The sequence below is a fragment of the Cyanobium sp. ATX 6A2 genome (genome assembly GCF_024346355.1).
In the GTDB taxonomy this organism is placed as follows: domain Bacteria; phylum Cyanobacteriota; class Cyanobacteriia; order PCC-6307; family Cyanobiaceae; genus NIES-981.
Genome location: NZ_JAGQCU010000004.1, coordinates 123,270 through 143,126, shown reverse-complemented (window position 1 = coordinate 143,126; position 19,857 = coordinate 123,270). Strand labels below are relative to the sequence as shown.

Below are 19,857 nucleotides of genomic sequence, written 5' to 3'. Positions count from 1 at the left end.
GTTCAGGCGCGCCGGCCTCCGGCCGCCTCGGGGGGAGCGGCGATCACCAGGGCCTCGAAGCTGGCCGTGTCGAGCAGGGGATCGAGCCGCGACAGGCGTGCGATCACCACCAGCAGGAGGGCCTGGATCGACAGGCCGATGACGATCGCTGTGAGGATGACGGCCTGGGGGATGGCGTCGGCCCAGGCAATCGAGGGAACGGCGTTGAGGGCCAGTTCCCCGCGGGCCAGGATCGGCGTGCGCAGACCGCTGCGGGCGGCCACCAGCACGAACAGCGAAATCGCACCCGTGCCCATCACGTCGAGGGCCAGGGCACGCAGAAACAGGTTGCGGCGCCAGATCAGCCCCAGCAATCCCACCAGGGCCGTGAGCAGCACCATGGCCTCCAGCAATCGGAAGGGGTCGGGCACGGCAGGGGCGGTGAGCGCAAAACCTTAGCCGCCACCAGCCGCGGGAGGGTCAGCTCGCGCTGGGATCACGCAGGAAGCGAGGGAGCGGGAGGGACGGGCCGCCGCTGTCGCCTGGGCCGGAGCCGCCACGGGCGAAGGCCAGCCAGCGGAAGTCGCCGAGGGCGTGGGGATCCACCAGGCGCAGCAGGGCTTCACGACGGCCGAGGGCCTCGGCCAGGGCCGAACCCTGCAGCCGCTGCAGGCCGTGCAGGCGCTCGGCCAGCCCCAGGGCGAGCAGGGCCTGGCCCTGGCGGCAGTGGCCGAGGGCCTGCCAGCCGGCGGCTGCGGCGGCCTCCTGGAGGGTGTCGATGCAGAGGTGGGCGGTGAGGTCACAGGCCCCGGGATCGGCCAGGGGATCGGCGCTGGCCCGCTGGGACCGGTAGGCCACCAGGGTGCCATCACTGCGCACCGGGGCGTAGTAGCGGCGGGCCTCCAGGGCGTAGTCGATCACCAGCAGGGTGCCGGCCCGCAGGGCGGCAGCGGCGCTCTGGAGCCAGGGACCGATGGCGGGATGGAGCTCGGTGCTCCAGCCCGGCGGGCGCCGGGGATCGGGGGCCAGGAGCCCCCAGGCTTCGAGGGGCGCGGGCATCGCCGCCTCCAGGGGCTCGCCGGGCTCCAGCCGCAGCGAGGGCTGGGCGTCGGGCCCATCCCGGAGCGCCACCTGCTGGCGGCGCCAGAGCGCCCCGTCCCAACTGATCCGCTCCACCGGCAGGGCATCGAGCACCTCATGGGCGAGCAGCACCCCCCGCAGCGGCGCCGCCGCCAGCTGCGCGAAGGAACACCAGCGGCAGGGCAGGGGGGAATCGGCCAGGCACCGGCGCTGACGCTCGGCCATGCCGGGATTGGGCTCCACCAGCACCAGCTCACAGCGCTGCGCCAGTCCGGGCCAGCCGGCCGCCAGGGCCGCGGCCAGATCCGCCGCCAGGCTGCCCTCGCCGGGTCCGGCCTCCACCAGGGCGATGGGCCCGGGATCGGCGGCCGCCAGCTCGCCCAGCCAGTCGGCCAGCTGGGGAGCCAGCAGGGCGGCGAAGTCGGGCCCCAGGGAGGGGGCCGTGGCGAAGTCGCCGGCGGGGCCGATGCGCAGCCGGCCACTGCCGTAGGCGCCGTGGCGCGGATCGTGCAGCACCCAGTCCATGTAAGTGGTGAAGGGCACAGCGCCGCCGGCGGCCTCCAGGCGCTGCTGCAGCCAGCCGGGAACGCTCACGCCGCAACCTCCGGCTCAGGGAGAATGCATCTTCGACGGAGCAGGGGCATGGCTGGGGTGATGGCGGCTTGGACGGCGGCCTGGCGGGCATCGGTGCCGTCGGCCTGGCATGCGGCTTGGCGATCGGCGCGGTTGGCCGCGCTCCCCCTGGCGACGGCGGGCCTCGTGCTGCTGCTGGGGATGGGGAGCGGGGTGGCGCCGGCCCTGGCCTCCGACAACCCCGAGCTGCTGCCCGACCATCCCACCCCGGTGATCGATCTGGCCCGGGCCTTCACCGACAGCCAGCGCACGGAGCTGGAGCAGGAGCTGAGCGACGTCGAAGCCAACAGCGGCTGGAAGCTGCGGGTGCTCACCCAGTACGAGCGCACCCCCGGCCTGGCGGTGAAGGACTTCTGGCAACTGGACGAGCGCTCCCTGCTGCTGGTGGCGGATCCCCGCGGCGGCAACCTGCTCAACTTCAACGTGGGTGATGCCCTGTTCGCCCTGATGCCCCGCACCTACTGGGTGGAGCTGCAGACGCGCTTCGGCAACCAGTACTACGTGCGCGACCACGGTGAGGACGGCGCCATCGTCGACGCGCTGGCGGCGGTGGAGCTCTGCCTGGATCGCGGCGGCTGCCAGGTGGTGCCCGGTCTGCCCCAGGAGCAATGGGTGCTCACCCTGATCACCTCGATCCTGGGGGGTCTGATCGTGGGCTTTGCCGCCTACCCCCGCAAACCGGGCCGCACGGTGGAATGGACCTGGGTGCTGTTGCTCTCACCCCTGTGGATCATCCTGTTCGGGGTGTTCGGCGTGGCCCCGATCGTGACCCGCACCAGCGACCTGCTGCCCCTGGCACGGAATGCGCTCGGCTTCTCCGGAGGAATCCTCAGCGCTTACCTGCTGGCCCAGAAAATTGTGGGCCGCAGCAGGATGAGCGGCGACGAGACCTGACCTGGATTCAGACGGATCAGGCCTGATCCCGGCTCAACCGCGGCCGGGCTGCGAGCGGGGGCCGATGCTCTCGAGGGCCTCGAGGCGGCAGCGCAGCGACTCCACGGGAGCGCAGGGCTCCTCAGGTTCAACCGGGGGGAGAGCGGCCAGCAGGGCCGCCTCCTGGCGCGCCCGCAGCTGAGCGCGGAGTTGGTGCAGGTTGGCTTCGTAGAAGCGGCGCAGCTCCTCATAGCGCTTCACCGGCTGGCCGTAGAAACTGCGGCCGGCGAGGGTGGGGAACGACGCCCATTCCGGCGCCAGTCGATTGGCCAGATCGGGGCTGAACTCACCACGGTCGGCGAGGGCCAGGGCAGCACGGCGCTGGATCAGGTAGATGGCGGCCTGGTCCTGCACCTGGGGACCGAAGGCATGGGGACCATGGGTGCGCAGGCCCAGGGCGCGGGTGACCATGGCCCAGGTGGGTGGCATGAACTGGTAGGCCCCGGCAGCGGCGCTGGCGTAGCGGGCACTGCGCACCACCCGATCGGGGTGGCGGTCGAGGGAGGGCATCAGACCGCCGCCGAACATGATCCAGTAGCCGCGGTCCTCACCGTTGGCCCAGGTGCCTTCCGCGTAGCGGATGGTGTTCAGCAGGGCCCGGCGCTCGGGGGTGATGGCATAGATGCGCGGCGCCGCTGGGGGCAGCGGCACCGCCAGGGACACCTGGGTGCCTGGGGCGCCGGCGGCGCTGGCAAGGCGGCCATCGGCGAGCCCATCCACCTGCAGGGAGTTGGGCAGCTGGTATCCAGAGGCCATGGGCTGGGCCGCCAGGGCAGCAGGCGCCATCACCAGGGGCAGGACAGGCACGGAGACAGCCATTCCCAGGATCGCTGTTGCTTTGGCAAGAACCAGAACCAAAAGTCACAACAAAAAGGTGTGCCGCAATTTGGCTAACTGCGGCGCCCACAGTGATTGCATATGTGCCAATCGCACAAGCGTCCACTCGTATCAACAATGACCTTGAACGGTTGAACTCACTGACAGCACAGGAAAGCCGTCGGAAAGTTCAACAGAAACACCAATCACGTGCTGATCACTGATCGCATCTGCTGATCACCCATCGCCCTCAGCACGTGTCCGTGCCGCCCATGCGCCGATCGCTTCGGCCGCCTGCCGGGCGCCGTCCACCGGCAGCGGGCCTTGCCGGGGCGCCAGCAGGGGCTGATCCAGCTCCCAGTCACCCGCCCGCAGCTGGGCCTGGCTGAGCAGCCGGTGCCAGCCATGGCGCTGCAGATCCCGCTCCAGCACCGGCGCCTCGGCAAAGCCCCGGCGGTGCACCAGGTGAATGCCCACGCCGTAGCGCATGGCCTCGCAGAAGCTGCTGTAGCCGGGCTTGGTGATCAGCCGACCGCAGTGGCCCATCAGCTCCAGGGGACGCATCAAGGCCGGCAGCACCCGGCCGTTGACCGCCTCGGCCAGGGCCGGGTCGTGCCCGAAGAAGCGGTGCTCGGGCCAGCGGGCCAGCAGGGCGGGGTCCAGCTCCAGGCCCAGCCCGCCGAAACTGATCAGCACGTTGCGGTGGCGCTCGGGATGCAGCTCCAGCTCCCGGGCCAGGGCCGCGCCGTCGAGACGGGGCTCGCCCGCCGTGAGCCCGATGGCGATCTCCGGCAGCCCCCAGGGCATCGACATCGACAGCGGACAGTGGAGCAGCAGCTGGCCGCGACGGTAGAGCTCGCGGCTGCGCGCCACCCAGGGGGCGAAGGCAGCGCCGAAGGGTTCATAGATGGCGTCCCATCCGAAACTGGCCAGCCAGATCAGGGGCGCATTCAGCCCGGCGGCCAGCAGCGCCGCAGCCGGCGGCACATCGCCCAGCACCAGCACCGGCTCCCGCTGGGCCCGAAGCCAGGCCAGCTCGCGCTCCAGCTGGGCGGGCAGCTGCCGCTCCAGCTGCTCCAGGGCCGCCAGGGTGGCGGCGGGGTCGGATCCCAGGGCGTCGGCCTGCAGCACGCCCACATCCCACTGGCAGGGTCGATGGACGAAGGGCACCGGTCCGAAGGCGGTGGCCAGAAAGGCCGGTGGCAGGGCGGTGGACAGCACCAGGCGCCAGTGGGGCCGCAGCCGGTGCAGGGCCGTGAGCACCGCGGCGCTGCGGGAGCCATGCCCGAAGCCATGGCTGCTGATGCAGGCAACGATCAGCACGGCAGGGAGGTGGCGAGGGAGCAGCGGTGCAGAGACTCTTCATAGAGGAGTCGACCGTTCAGGCCATACCAGCGGTGACTGGCGTGCAGCACGCGGACCGCCTGCGGATCGGCCACCTCCAGCTCCACCCAGCTGAAATGGCGCAGCTCCCGGCCGGCCGGGTCGCGGCCGTGGCGGGGCACGCTGGCGGCGTTGAGATACACCGTGCCGGCGCGATCCACGCAGAGGCTGCGGCGCTGCCCTGAGCCGCGCCTGAGCTGGTGGTGCATGTGGCCGAACACCACCAGGGGCAACGGGCGCTGGGCCTGAATCCGACGCACGGCCAGGGCGAGATCCTGATCCCCCCAGTCGCAGGCTGGATTCTTCCAGTCGCGGCCGCAGGGATCGCCGGCGGCGCTGCCCAGGCCGGCCGGGCCGCAGTGGGCCAGCAGCACCAGGGGGAGGGCCGGATCGGCAGCGCGGGCCGCCGCCGTGATCCGCTCGGCCGACTCCTCCAGAGTGACGGGGCCGAACACCGCCCGCACGGCCCGGGAGAGATGGAAGCCACCACCTGCGGTGCCGGGCCGGGCCCCCACCACCGCCAGGCCAGGGGGCACCAGCTGGCGCAGTCCCCAGCCGCAGTGCAACTCGCCCAGGGTGTCGAGCTGCCGCTCCAGCGTGCGGCCGGAGGGATCCTTGCCGGCGTCGTGGTTGCCGAGGATGCAGGCCACCGGCAGGGGCAGGCGCCGCAGCTCCGCGGGGATGCGGGGCTGGCCATCGCTGAGATCGCCCACCACCAGCAGGACATCCGGGGCGAGGTGCTGAAGCAGGGCCGCATCGCTGCCGTCCCAGGCCCCATGCGGATCCCCCACCACCGCCAGGCGCAGGATCGACATACCCCTCTGCCTAGGCTTGGCCCATCCTGCCCGCCGAGGTGTCCGGTTGGTGTTCACGGCCGCCCAGAAGTCAGCTGCCCCAGCCGCTGGCACCCGCGCGCCCGACCAGGGCGTTCCATCCGGCGCGGAGTTGCCGGGCGCGATCAATGAACTGCGCCGCCAGCGCAAGGCCGTGATCCTGGCGCACTACTACCAGGACGACGCCATCCAGGACATCGCCGACTTCATCGGCGACTCGCTCGAGCTCTCGCGCAAGGCCGCCGCCACCGAGGCCGAGGTGATCGTGTTCTGCGGCGTGCACTTCATGGCCGAAACGGCCAAGATCCTCAGCCCCGACAAAACCGTGCTGCTGCCGGATCTTGAGGCCGGCTGCTCCCTGGCCGATGCCTGCCCCGCCGACGCCTTCGCGGCCTTCCGGGCCGAGCATCCCGATCACCTGGTGGTGAGCTACATCAACTGCTCGGCGGCGGTGAAGGCCCAGAGCGACCTGATCTGCACCAGCAGCAACGCCGTGGATCTGGTGCGTCAGCTGCCCGCCGATCGGCCGATCCTGTTTGCCCCCGATCAGAACCTGGGCCGCTGGGTGCAGAACCAGAGCGGCCGCGAGCTCACCCTCTGGCCCGGCAGCTGCCAGGTGCACGAAACCTTCAGCGAGCAGGCCCTGCTGCAGCTCCAGCTCGACCATCCCGATGCCGAGGTGCTGGCCCACCCGGAATGCCAGCAGCACCTGCTCGATCTCGCCGACTTCATCGGCTCCACCAGCAAGCTGCTGCACCGCGCCGAGGCGAGCGACGCCGACGGCTTCATCGTGCTCACCGAGCCGGGCATCCTGCACCAGATGCGCCAGCGGGTGCCCCACAAGCCCTTTTATGCGGTGCCGGGCGCTGACGGCTGCAGCTGCAACGCCTGCCCCTACATGCGCCTCAACACCCTGGAGAAGCTCTGGCGCTGCCTGGTCACCAACGAACCCCGCATCGAAATGGACGAGGAGCTGCGGCTGCGGGCCCTGGCGCCGATCGAGACCATGCTGGCGATGAGCCGCTAGGCCTCAGCCATCCACGCAGCACGCCGGCCATGAGTCCCCTGTTTCCCTGCTGCGGCTGCGGTGTCCAGATCGAGCGCTCCGTGCGCCTCTACCGGCAGCAGAAGGGGCAGGTGCTGTGTTCCACCTGCAAGGACCGGCAGGAGCCCCGGGACGGCGGCGGAACGGACACAGCAGCACGGCCCTCCGCCCCTGAGAACCCCAGCACCAGCACGCCTTAACCCTCCAACAAGGCTGTCGCCGGCCCAGCCACCGGCGCCCGCGGACTCTGTGACGAAGTCATGCGATGTCGGCGGCGGTTGCCCCCACCGCGGAAAGGTCTTTAGATTTCCTTTAGGAATCGTTCAGATGGTTCGTTGGCCATGGGTCTTTACGGTCTGCCGGCCCTGCTCGCCCTGGCGGGTCTGGCGGGGTTCACGGTCATCGAGGTGGTGCTGGGGCTCAGCGCTCTCTGATCCAGCAGGGAAGGGATGTTGAGCCTTCCTGAACGCCGGGGGGAAACAACCATGAAGGTCATCGCCGGCCTTGTCGTCTGGGCCTGCACCGCCCTTGTTCTTCCCGCCTGGGGCGCGCCGGCGGACAGGCGGCCGAGCGCTCGCGGCGCCGAGCCGTTCACGCTCACCATCCTGCACATCAACGATCACCACAGCCACCTCGAACCCCGGCCGCTCAACCTTGATCCCGCAGTGCTGGGACAGGCGGGCGCGCCAGCTGGGGCGCTGCGCCTCGACCACGGCGGATTTCCCCTGCTCACCGCGCTGTTCGAGGAGCGCAGACGCGGCAATCAGGCGGTGCTGAGCCTGCACGCGGGGGATGCGATCACCGGCACGCTCTTCTCCACCCTGTTCGAAGGTGCGGCCGATGCCGCGCTGATGAACCGGATCTGCTTCGACGCCTTCGCGCTCGGGAATCACGAGTTCGATCACGGCGACGCCGCGCTGGCGCGCTTTCTCGACGTCCTGGCTGAGGGGTCGTGCAACACCACCGTTCTCAGCGCCAATGTGGCGCCCCACGACGCCTCCCCCTTGCGGGGGCGCCTGCAGCCATCCGCCGTGTTCGAGCGCGCTGGACGGCGCATCGGGGTGATCGGGGTGGTGATCGCGCACAAGACCCGGCTGTCATCCTCGCCCGATCCCGGCACGCAGTTCGGCGATGAGATCGCCTCCGCCCGGGCGGAAATCCAGCGGCTGCGGGCCCAGGGGGTGGCGAAGATCATCCTGCTGACGCACCTCCAGTACGCCAACGAACGGGCGCTGGCACGCGCCCTCCCGGGGGTGGACGTGGTGGTGGGCGGCGATTCGCACACCCTGCTCGGGGACGCGGAGGCTCTGCTGCCGCTGGGGTTCAGCCCCGACGGGCCCTATCCCACGCTGGAGGTGAACGCCGACGGGGACCCGGTGTGCGTGGTGCAGGCGTTCGACTACGCCCGCGTGATGGGCGAGCTGCAGGTGCGTTTTGATCCCGAGGGGCGGGTGATCGACTGTGCGGGCGGACCGCGCATCCCGGTGGACGCCAGCGCCGCCGGCAGCCGTCTGCGGGCAGCGCTGGATGCCCATCCGGTGCTGCACCCGGTTGTTCCCGACCCGCAAAGCGCAGCCTTGCTGGAGGACTTCGCCGCGGCGTTGAGCGACCTGCGCCAGGCGGTGATCGGCGAGGTGGCCGAGAACCTCTGCCTGGTGCGCCTGCCCGGCGAGGGTCGCGCCGAGCCGCTGTGCGCGCGGGCGGACACCTACGCCCAGGGCGCCCACATCACCACGCTGGTGGCGAAGGCCTTTCTGGCGCGGGAGGGCAGTGCCGACATCGCCATCCAGAACGCCGGCGGCGTGCGCGGCAGCGTGCCCGCCGGGCCGGTGACGATCGCCGATGTGTTCACGCTCCTGCCCTTCACGAACACCCTGCATGTGCTGAACCTGTCCGGGGCGGAGATCATCGAAACCCTTGAGCTGGCGGTCGCCGACGCCGCCAGCGGCGGGGGCGCCTTTCCCTACGCAGCCGGGCTGCGCTTTGCGGTGGATCTGTCCGCCGCGCCGGGCTCACGCATCAGCACGGTGGAGGTGAACCCGCGCCTGACGGGCGACTGGACCCCGATCGATCCGCAGAAGCGCTACGCGGTGGTCACCAACTCCTTCATCGCCGGCGGTGGCGACGGCTACGCGGTGTTCGCCCGCGCCAGCGCTGAAGGGCGCGGGCGCGACACCTTCGCCGAATACGCCCAGAGCTTCGTCAACTACGTGCGTGGGCGCAGCGCGTCGGGCCAGCTGCTCACCCGTCCGGCGCCGGAGCGCAGGAGCACCCAGCGCTTCATCAATGCCGAGGGCTGCGACCACAGCCAGCGCCTGGACTGCCGCTGAGTCCGGACGGCCGCCCGGTTGCAGGCTTCAGGGCGAGTCAGGGCCTGCTTCGAACGGTCGAGGTCACACCGCCAAGCGGTGCTCGTGGGGAAACCGTCGCGCGACAGCACTGACCAGCACTTAGTAGCTGTAGTTGGCCTCATACAGCGGCGTTCCGTCGGAGGGCTCCGAGCCGGACACATAGAACCCCTGGGCGGCCTGGCCGTTGGCCCGCGCCCGCGCCAGCAGCGCCTGCTGCCCCCCATGCACGTCGTGGCCGGCCCAGTGCTTGAGGCACGACTGCTGCAGGGCGCGGCCGTAGGAGAAGCCCAGATGCCAGGGAGCGGGCGAGATCGCCCGGTTGATGCCGTTCAGATACACGCTGGCCTCCTCCTCACTCAGCCCGCCGGAGAGAAACAGGATCGCCGGCACACTCACCGGCACCGTGCGCTCCAGGGTGCGCAGGCTGAATTGCGCCACCTGGTCGGGGCTGGGCGCGCTGGCGCAGTCCTTGCCGGGCAGGGTCATGGAGGGTTTGAGCAGGCTGCCCTCCAGAAACACCCCGTTATGGCTCAGGGCCTCATACACGGTGCGCAGCACCCACTCCTGCACCGCGGCGGTGGTCTCGATGTCGTGGTCGCCGTCCATGAGAATCTCGGGCTCCACGATCGGCACCAGGCCCTCCTCCTGCACCGTGCGGGCGTAGCGGGCCAGGCCCCAGGCGTTCTCCCGCACGCACAGCTCCGAGGGGCAGCCCTCCGGGGAGATCTTCAGCACGGCGCGCCACTTGGCGAAACGGGCGCCGCGGGCGTAGTAGCGGGCGGCCCGTTCCTGCAGGCCCTTGAGGCCGGTGCACCAGCTCTCGCCCGGCAGGCCGCCGGCCAGGGGTTCCACGCCTTGGTCCACCTTGATGCCGGGCACGATGCCCTGGCTCTGGAACAGCTCCACGATCGGCGGGCCGGGCTGGCCGCCGGCATCAACGCTGTCCTGAAACAGCGTCTCCTCGAACAGGATCACGCCGCTGATGGCATCGTCGAGATCCGGAGTGCTGGCCAGCAGGCTGCGGTAGGCGCGGCGGTGCTCTTCGCTGTTGTCCACGCCGATGGCGGCAAAGCGCTTGCCGATGGTGCCGTTCGACTCATCGGCGGCCAGCAGCCCCTTGCCCTGGGCGGCAATGGTGCAGGCGGTGGCCGCCAGCTCGTCGCGGAAGCTCTCGAGCGTCATGGTTCCCGGCGCGGGGAGAAACGGGGCCCAGCGCTCCCACCCTCTGCCTAGGCAGGGGAGGCGATGGTGTCAACGGCAGATGGCATCTGCCGGATGTCGCCAGGATGACGGCGCTGCGCCAAAGCCATGCCCCTGCCCCCTGGCGCCCTGCTGGAGCTCACCCCCCAGGGGCTCTACTGCCGGGCGGCGGGGGCCTGGATTGATCCCTGGCAGCCCGTACCCCGGGCCCTGATCAGCCACGCCCACGCCGACCATGCCCGCCCCGGCTGCGGCGAATACTGGGCGATCGGGGCCAGCGAGGGAATCCTGCGCCAGCGCCTGGGGGCCACGATCAACCTGATCCCGGTCGACTACGGAGCGCTGCATCGCATCGGCGAGGCCAGGGTGTCGTTTCACAGCGCCGGCCACGTGCTCGGCAGCGCCCAGATCCGCCTCGAGGCCGGCGGCGAGAGCTGGCTGGTGAGCGGCGACTACAAGCGCTGCGCCGATCCGAGCTGCGCGCCCTTCGAGCCGGTGGCTGCCGATGTGTTCATCACCGAGGCCACCTTCGGCCTGCCCATCTACCGCTGGCAGAGCGGCGCGGTGGTGGCCCGGCAGATCCTGCAGTGGTGGCAGGTGGCACCGGAGCGGCCCTCGATCCTGTTTGCCTATGCCTTCGGCAAGGCCCAGCGGCTGCTGGCCGAGCTGGCTGCCATCGGCGTGGGCCAGCCCGGCCAGCCCGGCCAGCCCGGCGGGGAAGGGAGCGAGATCCTGCTGCATGGCGCCGTGGAGGCGCTGATGCCCGCCTACCGCGAGGCCGGCGTGGCCCTGCCGCCCACCCGGCCTGTGAGTGCCTTGGCGAAAGGCGAATCCCTGGCGGGGCGGCTGGTGATCGCACCGCCCTCGGCCCACCGCTCGGTGTGGATGAAGCGTTTCCAGTTGGCGCAGACGGCGTTTGTGAGCGGCTGGATGGCCGTGCGTGGCGTCCGCCACCGGCGCGGCATGGAGCGGGGCTTCGTGATGAGCGATCACGCCGACTGGGCCGGCCTGCTGCGCACCGTGCGCGACACCGGCGCCCGCCAGGTGTATGTGACCCACGGCAACAGCCATGGCCTGGCCCGCTACCTGCGCGAGGTGGAGGGCATCAGCGCCGAGCCCCTGGAGGGCGGGTTCACGGCCGAGCGGGGCGATGAGCTGGAGGAGCACAGAACCCATAGCTGGGCTGAGCCCGCCACCATGGGCGCGCCCGTTTCACCTCTCGCCAGCGATGCCGCTTCCCCTGGCCCGGCGGCAGCGCCTGCCGGAGCTGATGGACCAGCCCGGACTGGATCCCGCTGAGCACGAACGGGCCCTGGCGGGCCTGCGCCGCATCAACGCCATCAGCCGCTGCTCCGCCAGCCTGTTCGCCCCGATCCAGGAGTTGGCCGAGCGTCTGCCGGAGCGGCCGCTGCGGGTGCTGGATCTGGCCTGCGGCGGCGGCGACACCGCCATCGATCTGGCCCTGATGGCCAGGCGGGGCGGTATCGACCTGATCCTCGAGGGCTGCGATCTCAACCCGGAGGCGGTGACCATCGCCAGCGCCAATGCCGGCCGTCGCGGCGTTCCGGTGCGCTTTTTCCAGGCCGATGCTCTGGCCGATCCCTGGCCACAAGGTCCCGGGGCCGCCAACCCCGAGGGCTACGACGTGGTGCTCTGCTCCCTGTTCCTGCACCACCTCGATGGCGACGACGCCGTGCGCCTCCTGGCCCTGATGGCCAGGCGCGCCCACCTGCTGGTTCTCGTCAACGACCTGATCCGCAGCCCCCTGGGCTACGCCCTGGCCTGGAGTGGCACCCGGCTGCTGAGCCGCTCGCCGGTGGTGCACATCGATGGGCCGCTGTCGGTGCGGGGGGCGTTCCAGCTGGCTGAGGTGGCCGCCATGGCCCAACGGGCAGGGCTGAGGGGCGCGGCGCTGCGGCGCTGCTGGCCGGAGCGTTACCTTCTGCGCTGGAACCGTGATTGAGATGGGTTCCAGCACAAGCACCTCCAACCGCCACTGGGATGTGGTGGTGGTGGGCGCCGGCCCGGCCGGGTCGCTGGCCGCCCTGGATCTGGCCCGGCGGGGCCTGCGCGTGCTGCTGGTGGAGAAGCGTCGCTGGCCCCGCTGGAAGGTGTGCGGCTGCTGCCTCAACGGCCAGGCCCGGGCGGTGCTCGCCTCCCTGGGGCTGGCCGAGCTGATCGACAGCCAGGGCGGAGTGCCCCTGGAGCGGCTGCGCGTGGGGCTGGGGGGCCGCCAGGCCAGCTTCCCGTTGCCCGATGGCCGGGCACTCTCGCGGGAGCGCTTCGATCAGGCGCTGGTGCAGGCGGCGATCGCCGCCGGCGCCACGTTTCGGCCCCACACCAGCGCCCGGCTGGGTCCGGCGGGTCCGCTCTGGCGCACCGTGACCCTGCGCGATGGCAGCGGGCGCGCGGGGGAGGATGTGCGTGCCGCGGTGGTGCTGGTGGCGGCGGGGCTCGCCCACCGCTGCCTCGATGGGGTGCCGGGCTCGGGCGTGCGCATCCAGCCCCGCTCCCGGGTGGGTGCCGGCTGCCTGCTGGCGGCCGGTGAGGCGACCTACACCCCGGGCTGCATCCACATGGCCGTGGGCCGCCAGGGCTATGTGGGTCTGGTGCGGCTGGAGGACGGCCGGCTCGATCTAGCCGCCGCCTTCGATCGGCCCCTGCTCGCCCGGGCCGGCGGGCCCGCCGGCGCCGCCGCGGTGGTGCTGGAGCAGGCGGGGTTCCCCGTTCCGGCGGGTCTGGCCGCCGCCGCCTGGCAGTGCACCCCGGCCCTCACGCGCCGGGCCACGGCCCTGGCGGGAGAGCGCTTCCTGGTGCTGGGGGACGCGGCCGGCTACGTGGAGCCGTTCACCGGCGAGGGCATGGGCTGGGCCCTCACCGCCGCCGTCGCCGCCACCCCCCTGGTGTTGGAAGGTGTGCAGGGCTGGCGGCTGGCGCTCGAGCGCCAGTGGGTGCGCAGCCTGGGCAGGCGGATCGGCAGGCGCCAGCGGCACTGCCGCACCGTTGCCGCCCTGCTCCGCCATCCGCTCGCCGCCAGGGCTCTGTTCGAGCTGGCCACGCGGGTGCCGCCCCTGCCCCGCCGGCTGATCCACCAGCTCAACCACCCCCCCACCGTCCTGCCCGTGCCATTGCCTGTGCCGTTGCCATGCCGCTGAGCATCCGCGGCATCGGCACGGCGGTACCCGCCCACAGGGCCAATCAGACTGACGCCGTCGCCCTGGGCCGGCACCTGATCGCCGACAGCCCGGAGCGGTTGGCCCTGCTGGAGCGCATCCAGCGGCGCACGCGGGTGCACACCCGCCACAGCGTGCTGCTGGAGAGCGGCGAGCCTGAGAGCCCGATCGCTGAGCGGCTGCCCTTCTACGGCGAGCGCAATCCCTCCACCGCCGAGCGCATGGAGCGCTTCGCCGTCCATGCCGGGCCCCTGGCCCTGGCGGCGGCGCGGCAGGCCCTGGCGGACGCCGATCTGCCGGCCGAGCGCATCACCCACCTGGTGACGGTGTGCTGCACGGGCTTCCAGGCCCCGGGGTTCGACCTGGAGCTGATCGCCCAGCTGCCCCTGCACCCCGATGTGGAGCGCACCCAGGTGGGCTTCATGGGCTGCCATGGCTCCCTCAACGGCCTGCGGGTGGCCCGGGCCTTTGTGGAGGCCGACCCCCTGGCCTGCGTGCTGCTCTGCTCCCTGGAGCTGTGCAGCCTGCACCTGCACTACGGCTGGGATCCCGAGAAGGTGGTGGCCAACGCCCTGTTCGCCGACGGGGCCGCAGCCCTGGTGGCCACCGCCGGCGACGGGGGTGGCGGCGGGGTTGGCGACGGGGGGGCGCCCCTGCGGGCGCTGGCCTCCGGCTCCACCGTGATCCCGGACACGGCAGAGCTGATGTCGTGGACGATCGGCGACCACGGCTTCGCCATGGGCCTCTCGCCCCGGGTGCCAGCAGCGGTGGCGAGCCACCTGCGCCCCTGGCTGGAGCGCTGGTTGCGCCGCCAGGGCCTGACGATCGAGGCCATCGGCGCCTGGGCCCTGCACCCCGGCGGCCCGCGCATCCTGCAGGCCAGTGCCGCGGCCCTGGGGCTGGCGCCGGAGCAGATCGCCGTGTCCGAAACCGTGCTGCGTGAACACGGCAACATGTCCTCGGCCACGATCCTGTTCATCCTCGAGCGGCTGCGCCGCGCGAAGGCCCCCGGACCCTGGGTGGCCCTGGCCTTCGGCCCCGGCCTCACCGTGGAGGCCGCCCTGCTCGACACCCCGGAGTGCTGACCATGCAGGTCTACGACGTGCTGATCGCCTTCTCGGTGCTCAGCCTGCTGCTGCTGATCGCCCTGGTGCTGCGCCAGCGGGTGCGCGTGCTGCGTCAGCTGGGGCTGCCGGAGGCGCTGATCGCCGGCCTGCTGGGGTTGGCGGTGGGCCCCTACGGCCCGCTGCAGCTGGTGCCCGACAGGGTTCAGGAGGTGTGGTCGCAGGCACCGGCGGCCCTGATCGCCCTGGTGTTCGCCACCCTGTTTCTGGGCCAGCGGCTGCCCAGTCCCCAACGGCTGTGGGAGCGGGCCGCCCACCAGACCGCCTTTTCGATGGTGATCGGCTTCGGCCAGTACCTGGTGGCCGGCGTGGTGGTGCTGCTTGTGCTGCAACCGCTGCTGGGCAGCCACCCACTGATGGCCACCCTGGTGGAGGTGGGCTTCGAAGGTGGCCATGGCACGGCGGCCGGCCTGGGGCGCACCTACACGGAGCTGGGATTTCCAGCCGGGCGCACCCTGGCCCTGGCCATGGCCACAGTGGGCGTGATGGCCTCGGTGCTGCTCGGCACCGCTCTGGTGCTCGTTGGCCAGGCCCGCACCTGGCTGCTGCGCCAGCGGCACCGCAGCCCTTCAGCGCTGGTGGGCGGCCGCAAGGGCAGCTTCGGCGCCGAGGGGCGGCTGGCCGGGGAGCGGGCCGCCGGGCTGATTCCGGCCGAACAGACCATCAGCCTCGATGTGCTCACCCTCAACCTCTGCCTGGCGGGGGTGGCGGTGGGCGTGGGTGCGCTGCTCAAGCAGATCCTGATACAGATCTCGCCGCTGTTCGATGCCGTGCCGGTGTTCCCCCTGGCGATGGTGGGCGGGCTGCTGGTGCAGCTGCTGCTGCAGAAGCTCAACCAGCCGTTTCTGGCCTCGGCATCGGATCAGGCCAGCATCGCCTCGCTGTCGATGGATGTGCTGATCACCGCCGCCATGGCCAGCCTCAATCTGCCCTTGCTGGCCGACAACCTGCTGCCCTTCACGGTGCTGGCCGTGGTGGGCCTGGTTTGGAACGTGCTGATGGTGCTGCTGCTGGCGCCGCGGCTCTTCCCCGATGCCTGGTTCGAGCGCGCCATCGCCGACTTCGGCCAGGCCACCGGCAGCACGGCCAACGGTCTGCTGCTGCTTCGCATGGCCGATCCCACGGGCCGCAGCCAGGTGCTGGAGGCGTTTTCGTTCAAGCAGCTGCTGTTTGAGCCCTTCCTGGGCGGGGGGCTGATCACCGCGTTCGCCCCCCTGGCGATCACCAGCATGGGGCTGGGACGCTGGACAGCACTGTGCCTGGCATTCACCCTCTGCGCCCTGGTGGTGGGCCTGCGGCTGCTGCCCCGATCTCAGGCCGTCGACGGCTCCGCATGAGCTCCGGGCCGCAGCCGGGGCCTGCGCTTGATCGGAGCGGTGCGCAGCAGGGGCGAGGGCACGAGGCCGTGACCGAGAGGATTCAGCCGCGTGATTCCGGTGTAGTCGAAAGCGCACGGTTCATCGCCATTAATCATTTGTTTGCATGTCGCAACATACTATGAACTGCGGGGCGAGTTCGTACCCTGTCAGGATCAAGCGTCAATGCCGGGCGTCGCTCACCATGAAGGCGATCATCGGCTCCGTCACTGCCGGCCTCGGGGGGAGCTGGTGGCGATCGCTGCGACGTTGGCTCCAGAGCTCCCAGAAAAGCGGATTCAGCGATGGGGAGCTGAGCGACCTGCCGGCCCCCCTGCGGAACCGACTGCAGCAAGACATCGAGAGCCTGCTGGCCCCGGAGGCCTCCCGCACCACCATCTGCACAGCGGTCCAGGAGGGCCTGAAGCGGTGGCGGCAGCAACCGCAGGCCGGCAATGCCCTGGTGATACTGGCAAACCCGCTCGAGCCGCTCGACCACCTCCTCAGCGATGCCCTCAGCGCCGACGCAGGCTTCAGGGCCAGTGACCTGATCACACCCCTGGCGGCCGATCAGCGCCGCGATGATCCGCTGACCATGCCCGAGCTGGTGCGAGAGGCCTTTCGCGCCCTGCCGGCCATGCCGTCCGGTGACAACAACAGTGACAAGGACGGTGGCGCGGAGGGAGGCGAGCAGGCAAGGCTGGTGCTGATCCCGGCGCTGGACATGCTGTTCCTGCGCTGCATCGGCGGCTGGGAGAGCATCGAGGTGCTGCGCTCCGAGCTGGTGCAGCGCCCGGATCTGTTCTGGGTGATCGGCTGCAACCGCTGGGCCTGGAGCTTTCTCGATGCCGTCGCCCAGGCCGAAGCCTGCTTCGGCGCACCCGTCAGCCTGCCCAGGCTGGGTGGCGACGATCTGAAGCCCTGGCTCCTGTCTCTCGAGTCCCTCCCCCCGGCCGTTGAGGCAAACACCGACAGCTTCGACTGGCAGGAACTGGCCGATCTGGCCAAAGGCGTCAGCACCATTGCCGCCCGGATCTGGCTCGATGGCCTGCGCGTCGAGGAGCAGCCCAACGGGGCCGGCGACGAGCCCAGGCTCATCGCCACGGGGCCGGCCCTGCGCTCCCTGCCGTCGCTGGTCGGGATCGATCGCTACCTGCTGCATGCCGTCCTGATCCATGGACGCATCAGCCGACGCCACCTCATCCGCTGCCTGGGGGACGCAGATGGCCGGGTTGAAGCCCGGACCCAGTGGCTGCTGCGCCAGGGAATCCTGGAGACCCGGGGCGACATCCTGATGGTGTCGCCCCTCCATTACGGGCAAATCGCCAGCGATCTCGCCAACAACAATTTCTTCGTGGAGAGCGCCTGATGCCGATCGCCCAGCTCAACTCCAGCGTGTTCACCGACCTGTTCACCGACCTCACCTTGGCGAAGCTGCTGCGGGCGGCGATCGCCATCGGCATCGCCTATGGCGGCATGTGGCTGGTGGAGGTCTCCACAACCTGGGCCTCAGAAAAGGTGGCGCGCCGGTTTCGCATGCTGATCAAGCAGTCGCTGCCGTTGTGGAAGGCGATCATTCTGATCACCACCATCAGCTATCTGCTGCAGCAGTTCCTCAAGCTCTCCCAAACCAACCTGCTGGCGATCACCGGAACAATCGCGATCGCGCTGGCCTTCGCGTTGAAGGACTACGTGAGTTCAATCATTGCCGGCATTGTCGCATTGTTCGAGGCGCCCTACCGAGTGGGAGATCGAATCCAAATCGGTGATCATTATGGCGAGATGGTGGGCTATGGACTGCGGGCAATTCAGTTGCACACCCCCGACGACAACATCGTCACCATCCCCCACAACAAAACCTGGACCGAAGCCATCGCCAATGCCAACACCGGTGCGCTGGAAGCCCAGGTGGCCACGGATTTCTACTTCGATCACCAGATCGAGAGCGACATCGTGATCACGATTCTGCGTCAGGCCGCCTACAGCAGTCCCTACACCCAGCTGCGCCTGCCGGTGACCGTGATCATGCGGGAATACCCCTGGGGCACCCAGTTCAAACTGCGCTGCTACCCGCTGGACATCCGCGACGAGTTCACCTATCGCACCGATCTGATCCGCCGCAGCAAGCAGGCCTTCCGCCGCCATGGCCTCGCCTACCCCAACCTCCCCGCCGGCTGGCCCGGGATCAGGGGGGAGAGCGGGTCCGAAAGGGATGGCTGAGGTCGCAACGACCGGGCTGGCAGCGTTCGTTGCCCTGGTGGAGCAGCTGGACCGGAGCACCGGCACCACCGCCAAGGTGGAGGCCCTGGTGGAGTACTTCAGCGGCGCTGCGCCCGCCGATGCCGCCTGGGCCCTGCAGGTGCTGCTGGGAAAGCAGCGCCGGCGCCTGATCACCGGCCGCCGGCTGCGCCAGATCTGCCTGGAGGGATCGCCGCTGCCGGACTGGCTGTTTGAGGAGTGCTATGCCCACGTGGGCGATTCAGCCGAGACCATCGCCCTGCTCTGGCAGCAGCTGAATCCGGCCGGCAGCCAGGCCTCCCCGCTGCAGAGGTCGCCGCCGCATTCCCCCCTGCACGCCTGCCCCCTGCACGTGTGGATGGAGGCCTTGCTGCCCGCGGCCGCCGCTCTCGAGCACGAGCCCCAGGCCCACCGGGTGCGGCAGCTCTGGAGCGACCTGAAGCCCGGCGCCCTGCTGGTGATGAACAAGCTGTTCACCGGTGGCTTCCGTGTGGGCGTGGCCCAGGGGCTGGTGATCCGTGCCCTGGCCCAGCTCAGCGACCTGGAGGAGCCGCTGCTGGCCCACCGGCTGATGGGCGGATTCCAGCCCTCGGCCGAGGCCTACCGCAAGCTGATCGCCCCGGCCGCTGCCGAGGAGGCGGTGCCCAGCCGCCCCTATCCGTTCTTTCTGGCTTCAGCGCTGCCGCCTGCCGATCCGGCGGCGGCAGCCCTCGCCGGTGCAGCCACAGCCTGGCTGTGCGAGTGGAAATGGGACGGCATCCGCGGCCAGCTGATCCGCCGCGGTGGCGAGGGCTTTCTCTGGAGCCGTGGCGAGGAGCTGATCAACCACGCTTTCCCGGAGCTGATGGAGGCGGCAACCGCCCTGCCCGATGGCACCGTGCTCGACGGGGAGGTGATCGTGTGGCCGGAGGGCGCCGGGCGGCCGGCTTCCTTCGCCCGGCTGCAACGCCGGCTGGGGCGCAAGGCACCGGGCCGCCGGCTGCTCGCCGAGTGCCCGGTGGTGTTCCTGGCCTACGACCTGCTCGAGCAGGGAGGCGAGGACCGGCGCTCCTGGCCCCTGAGCCAGCGCCGGGCCGCCCTGGACTCCCTGATCCAGGGGCATCTGCAGGCGGCGGAGCACCCCGCAGCCGGGCGCCTGCGCCTCTCCCCGCTGCTGCCCCTGGAGAGCTGGGAGCAGCTGGAGCCCCGGCGCCAGCAGGCCCGCGACGCCGGCGCCGAGGGGCTGATGCTGAAGGGCGCCGACTCCCCCTACCTGGCCGGCCGCAAGCGGGGGCACTGGTGGAAACACAAGCTCGACCCCTGCCGCCTCGATGCCGTGCTGCTCTACGCCCAGGCCGGCAGCGGCCGCCGCGCCAACCTCTTCACCGACTACACCTTCGGGCTCTGGAACCGCCCCCCCAGCGCCCCGGGCAGCACCCCCCCACGGTTGGTGAGCTTCGCCAAGGCCTATTCCGGCCTCAACGACGGTGAGATCGGCGCGCTCGACCGCTGGATCCGCAGCCACACCACCGAGCGCTTCGGCCCGGTGCGGGCGGTGCAGCCGCTGCAGGTGTTCGAGCTGGCCTTCGAGGGCCTGCAGCGCTCCAGCCGCCACAAGAGCGGCATTGCCGTGCGCTTTCCCCGCATCGCCCGCTGGCGCCGCGACAAGCCCGCCCCAGAGGCCGACTGTCTCGCCAGCGCCCTGGCCCTGCTGCCGCCGGAGTGAACCGCCGGC

At 70.9% G+C, this 19,857-nt stretch carries 18 protein-coding genes; 12 read left to right on the top strand and 6 right to left on the bottom strand.

What is annotated here, in order from left to right; all coding sequences use genetic code 11:
* Positions 1-2: 2 nt before the first annotated feature.
* Complete coding sequence (locus tag KBY96_RS05865) at positions 3-410, bottom strand: NADH-quinone oxidoreductase subunit K (protein ID WP_254978344.1); 408 nt, start codon at positions 408-410, stop codon at positions 3-5.
* 49 nt (positions 411-459) lie between these two features.
* On the bottom strand, positions 460-1,653 hold the full coding sequence (locus tag KBY96_RS05860; RefSeq protein ID WP_254978342.1) for an SAM-dependent methyltransferase: 1,194 nt from the start codon (positions 1,651-1,653) through the stop codon (positions 460-462).
* Positions 1,654-1,833: 180 nt separating this feature from the next.
* On the opposite strand from KBY96_RS05860, the gene KBY96_RS05855 reads away from it, so the two are divergent.
* Positions 1,834-2,586: a TPM domain-containing protein gene (locus tag KBY96_RS05855; RefSeq protein ID WP_254978480.1), complete on the top strand. Its 753-nt coding sequence runs from the start codon at positions 1,834-1,836 to the stop codon at positions 2,584-2,586.
* Between the two features lie 33 nt (positions 2,587-2,619).
* Here KBY96_RS05855 and KBY96_RS05850 read toward each other — a convergent pair whose 3' ends face one another.
* The 3 genes from KBY96_RS05850 to KBY96_RS05840 all read right to left on the bottom strand — a co-directional run bounded on the left by KBY96_RS05850 (position 2,620) and on the right by KBY96_RS05840 (position 5,639).
* The gene (locus tag KBY96_RS05850; protein ID WP_254978340.1) at positions 2,620-3,444 is read right to left on the bottom strand and encodes an endolysin; all 825 of its coding nucleotides are present in this window, start codon (positions 3,442-3,444) and stop codon (positions 2,620-2,622) included.
* A 234-nt stretch (positions 3,445-3,678) separates the two neighbouring features.
* Positions 3,679-4,764 carry a hypothetical protein gene (locus KBY96_RS05845; RefSeq protein WP_254978338.1) on the bottom strand — a complete coding sequence of 362 codons (1,086 nt, stop codon included), beginning with the start codon at positions 4,762-4,764 and terminating at the stop codon, positions 3,679-3,681.
* Positions 4,758-5,639 carry a TIGR04168 family protein gene (locus KBY96_RS05840; RefSeq protein ID WP_254978336.1) on the bottom strand — a complete coding sequence of 294 codons (882 nt, stop codon included), beginning with the start codon at positions 5,637-5,639 and terminating at the stop codon, positions 4,758-4,760. Before KBY96_RS05840 ends, KBY96_RS05845 begins: the two co-directional genes overlap by 7 nt.
* 46 nt (positions 5,640-5,685) lie before the next feature.
* Between KBY96_RS05840 and nadA the strand changes: the two genes are divergently transcribed.
* The 3 genes from nadA to KBY96_RS05825 all read left to right on the top strand — a co-directional run bounded on the left by nadA (position 5,686) and on the right by KBY96_RS05825 (position 9,032).
* Positions 5,686-6,684 carry a quinolinate synthase NadA gene (gene nadA, locus KBY96_RS05835; RefSeq protein ID WP_396122269.1) on the top strand — a complete coding sequence of 333 codons (999 nt, stop codon included), beginning with the start codon at positions 5,686-5,688 and terminating at the stop codon, positions 6,682-6,684.
* A 29-nt stretch (positions 6,685-6,713) separates the two neighbouring features.
* Positions 6,714-6,902: a hypothetical protein gene (locus tag KBY96_RS05830; RefSeq protein ID WP_254978333.1), complete on the top strand. Its 189-nt coding sequence runs from the start codon at positions 6,714-6,716 to the stop codon at positions 6,900-6,902.
* A gap of 285 nt (positions 6,903-7,187) precedes the next feature.
* Entirely contained in the window at positions 7,188-9,032 is a 1,845-nt protein-coding gene (locus KBY96_RS05825) for a bifunctional UDP-sugar hydrolase/5'-nucleotidase (RefSeq protein ID WP_254978332.1), read from the top strand.
* Positions 9,033-9,152: 120 nt separating this feature from the next.
* On the opposite strand, the gene KBY96_RS05820 is transcribed toward KBY96_RS05825, so the two are convergent.
* Positions 9,153-10,235, bottom strand: coding sequence for a class I fructose-bisphosphate aldolase (locus KBY96_RS05820; RefSeq protein WP_254978330.1), 1,083 nt, complete (start codon positions 10,233-10,235; stop codon positions 9,153-9,155).
* 126 nt (positions 10,236-10,361) lie between these two features.
* Between KBY96_RS05820 and KBY96_RS05815 the strand changes: the two genes are divergently transcribed.
* The 8 genes from KBY96_RS05815 (at position 10,362) to KBY96_RS05780 (ending at position 19,848) form a co-directional block, all read left to right on the top strand.
* Positions 10,362-11,552: a ligase-associated DNA damage response exonuclease gene (locus KBY96_RS05815; protein WP_254978328.1), complete on the top strand. Its 1,191-nt coding sequence runs from the start codon at positions 10,362-10,364 to the stop codon at positions 11,550-11,552.
* A complete protein-coding gene (locus tag KBY96_RS05810; RefSeq protein ID WP_254978326.1) occupies positions 11,482-12,216 on the top strand; it encodes a methyltransferase domain-containing protein in 735 nt (244 codons plus the stop codon). Before KBY96_RS05815 ends, KBY96_RS05810 begins: the two co-directional genes overlap by 71 nt.
* Position 12,217: 1 nt before the next feature.
* On the top strand, positions 12,218-13,408 hold the full coding sequence (locus KBY96_RS05805; protein WP_254978324.1) for an NAD(P)/FAD-dependent oxidoreductase: 1,191 nt from the start codon (positions 12,218-12,220) through the stop codon (positions 13,406-13,408).
* Complete coding sequence (locus KBY96_RS05800; RefSeq protein WP_254978322.1) at positions 13,399-14,511, top strand: type III polyketide synthase; 1,113 nt, start codon at positions 13,399-13,401, stop codon at positions 14,509-14,511. Before KBY96_RS05805 ends, KBY96_RS05800 begins: the two co-directional genes overlap by 10 nt.
* A gap of 2 nt (positions 14,512-14,513) precedes the next feature.
* Positions 14,514-15,887, top strand: coding sequence for a sodium/glutamate symporter (locus tag KBY96_RS05795; RefSeq protein WP_254978320.1), 1,374 nt, complete (start codon positions 14,514-14,516; stop codon positions 15,885-15,887).
* A 223-nt stretch (positions 15,888-16,110) separates the two neighbouring features.
* On the top strand, positions 16,111-17,274 hold the full coding sequence (locus KBY96_RS05790) for a hypothetical protein (protein ID WP_254978318.1): 1,164 nt from the start codon (positions 16,111-16,113) through the stop codon (positions 17,272-17,274).
* On the top strand, positions 17,274-18,125 hold the full coding sequence (locus tag KBY96_RS05785; protein WP_254978316.1) for a mechanosensitive ion channel family protein: 852 nt from the start codon (positions 17,274-17,276) through the stop codon (positions 18,123-18,125). Before KBY96_RS05790 ends, KBY96_RS05785 begins: the two co-directional genes overlap by 1 nt.
* Entirely contained in the window at positions 18,118-19,848 is a 1,731-nt protein-coding gene (locus KBY96_RS05780; RefSeq protein ID WP_254978315.1) for an ATP-dependent DNA ligase, read from the top strand. Before KBY96_RS05785 ends, KBY96_RS05780 begins: the two co-directional genes overlap by 8 nt.
* Positions 19,849-19,857 lie beyond the last annotated feature (9 nt).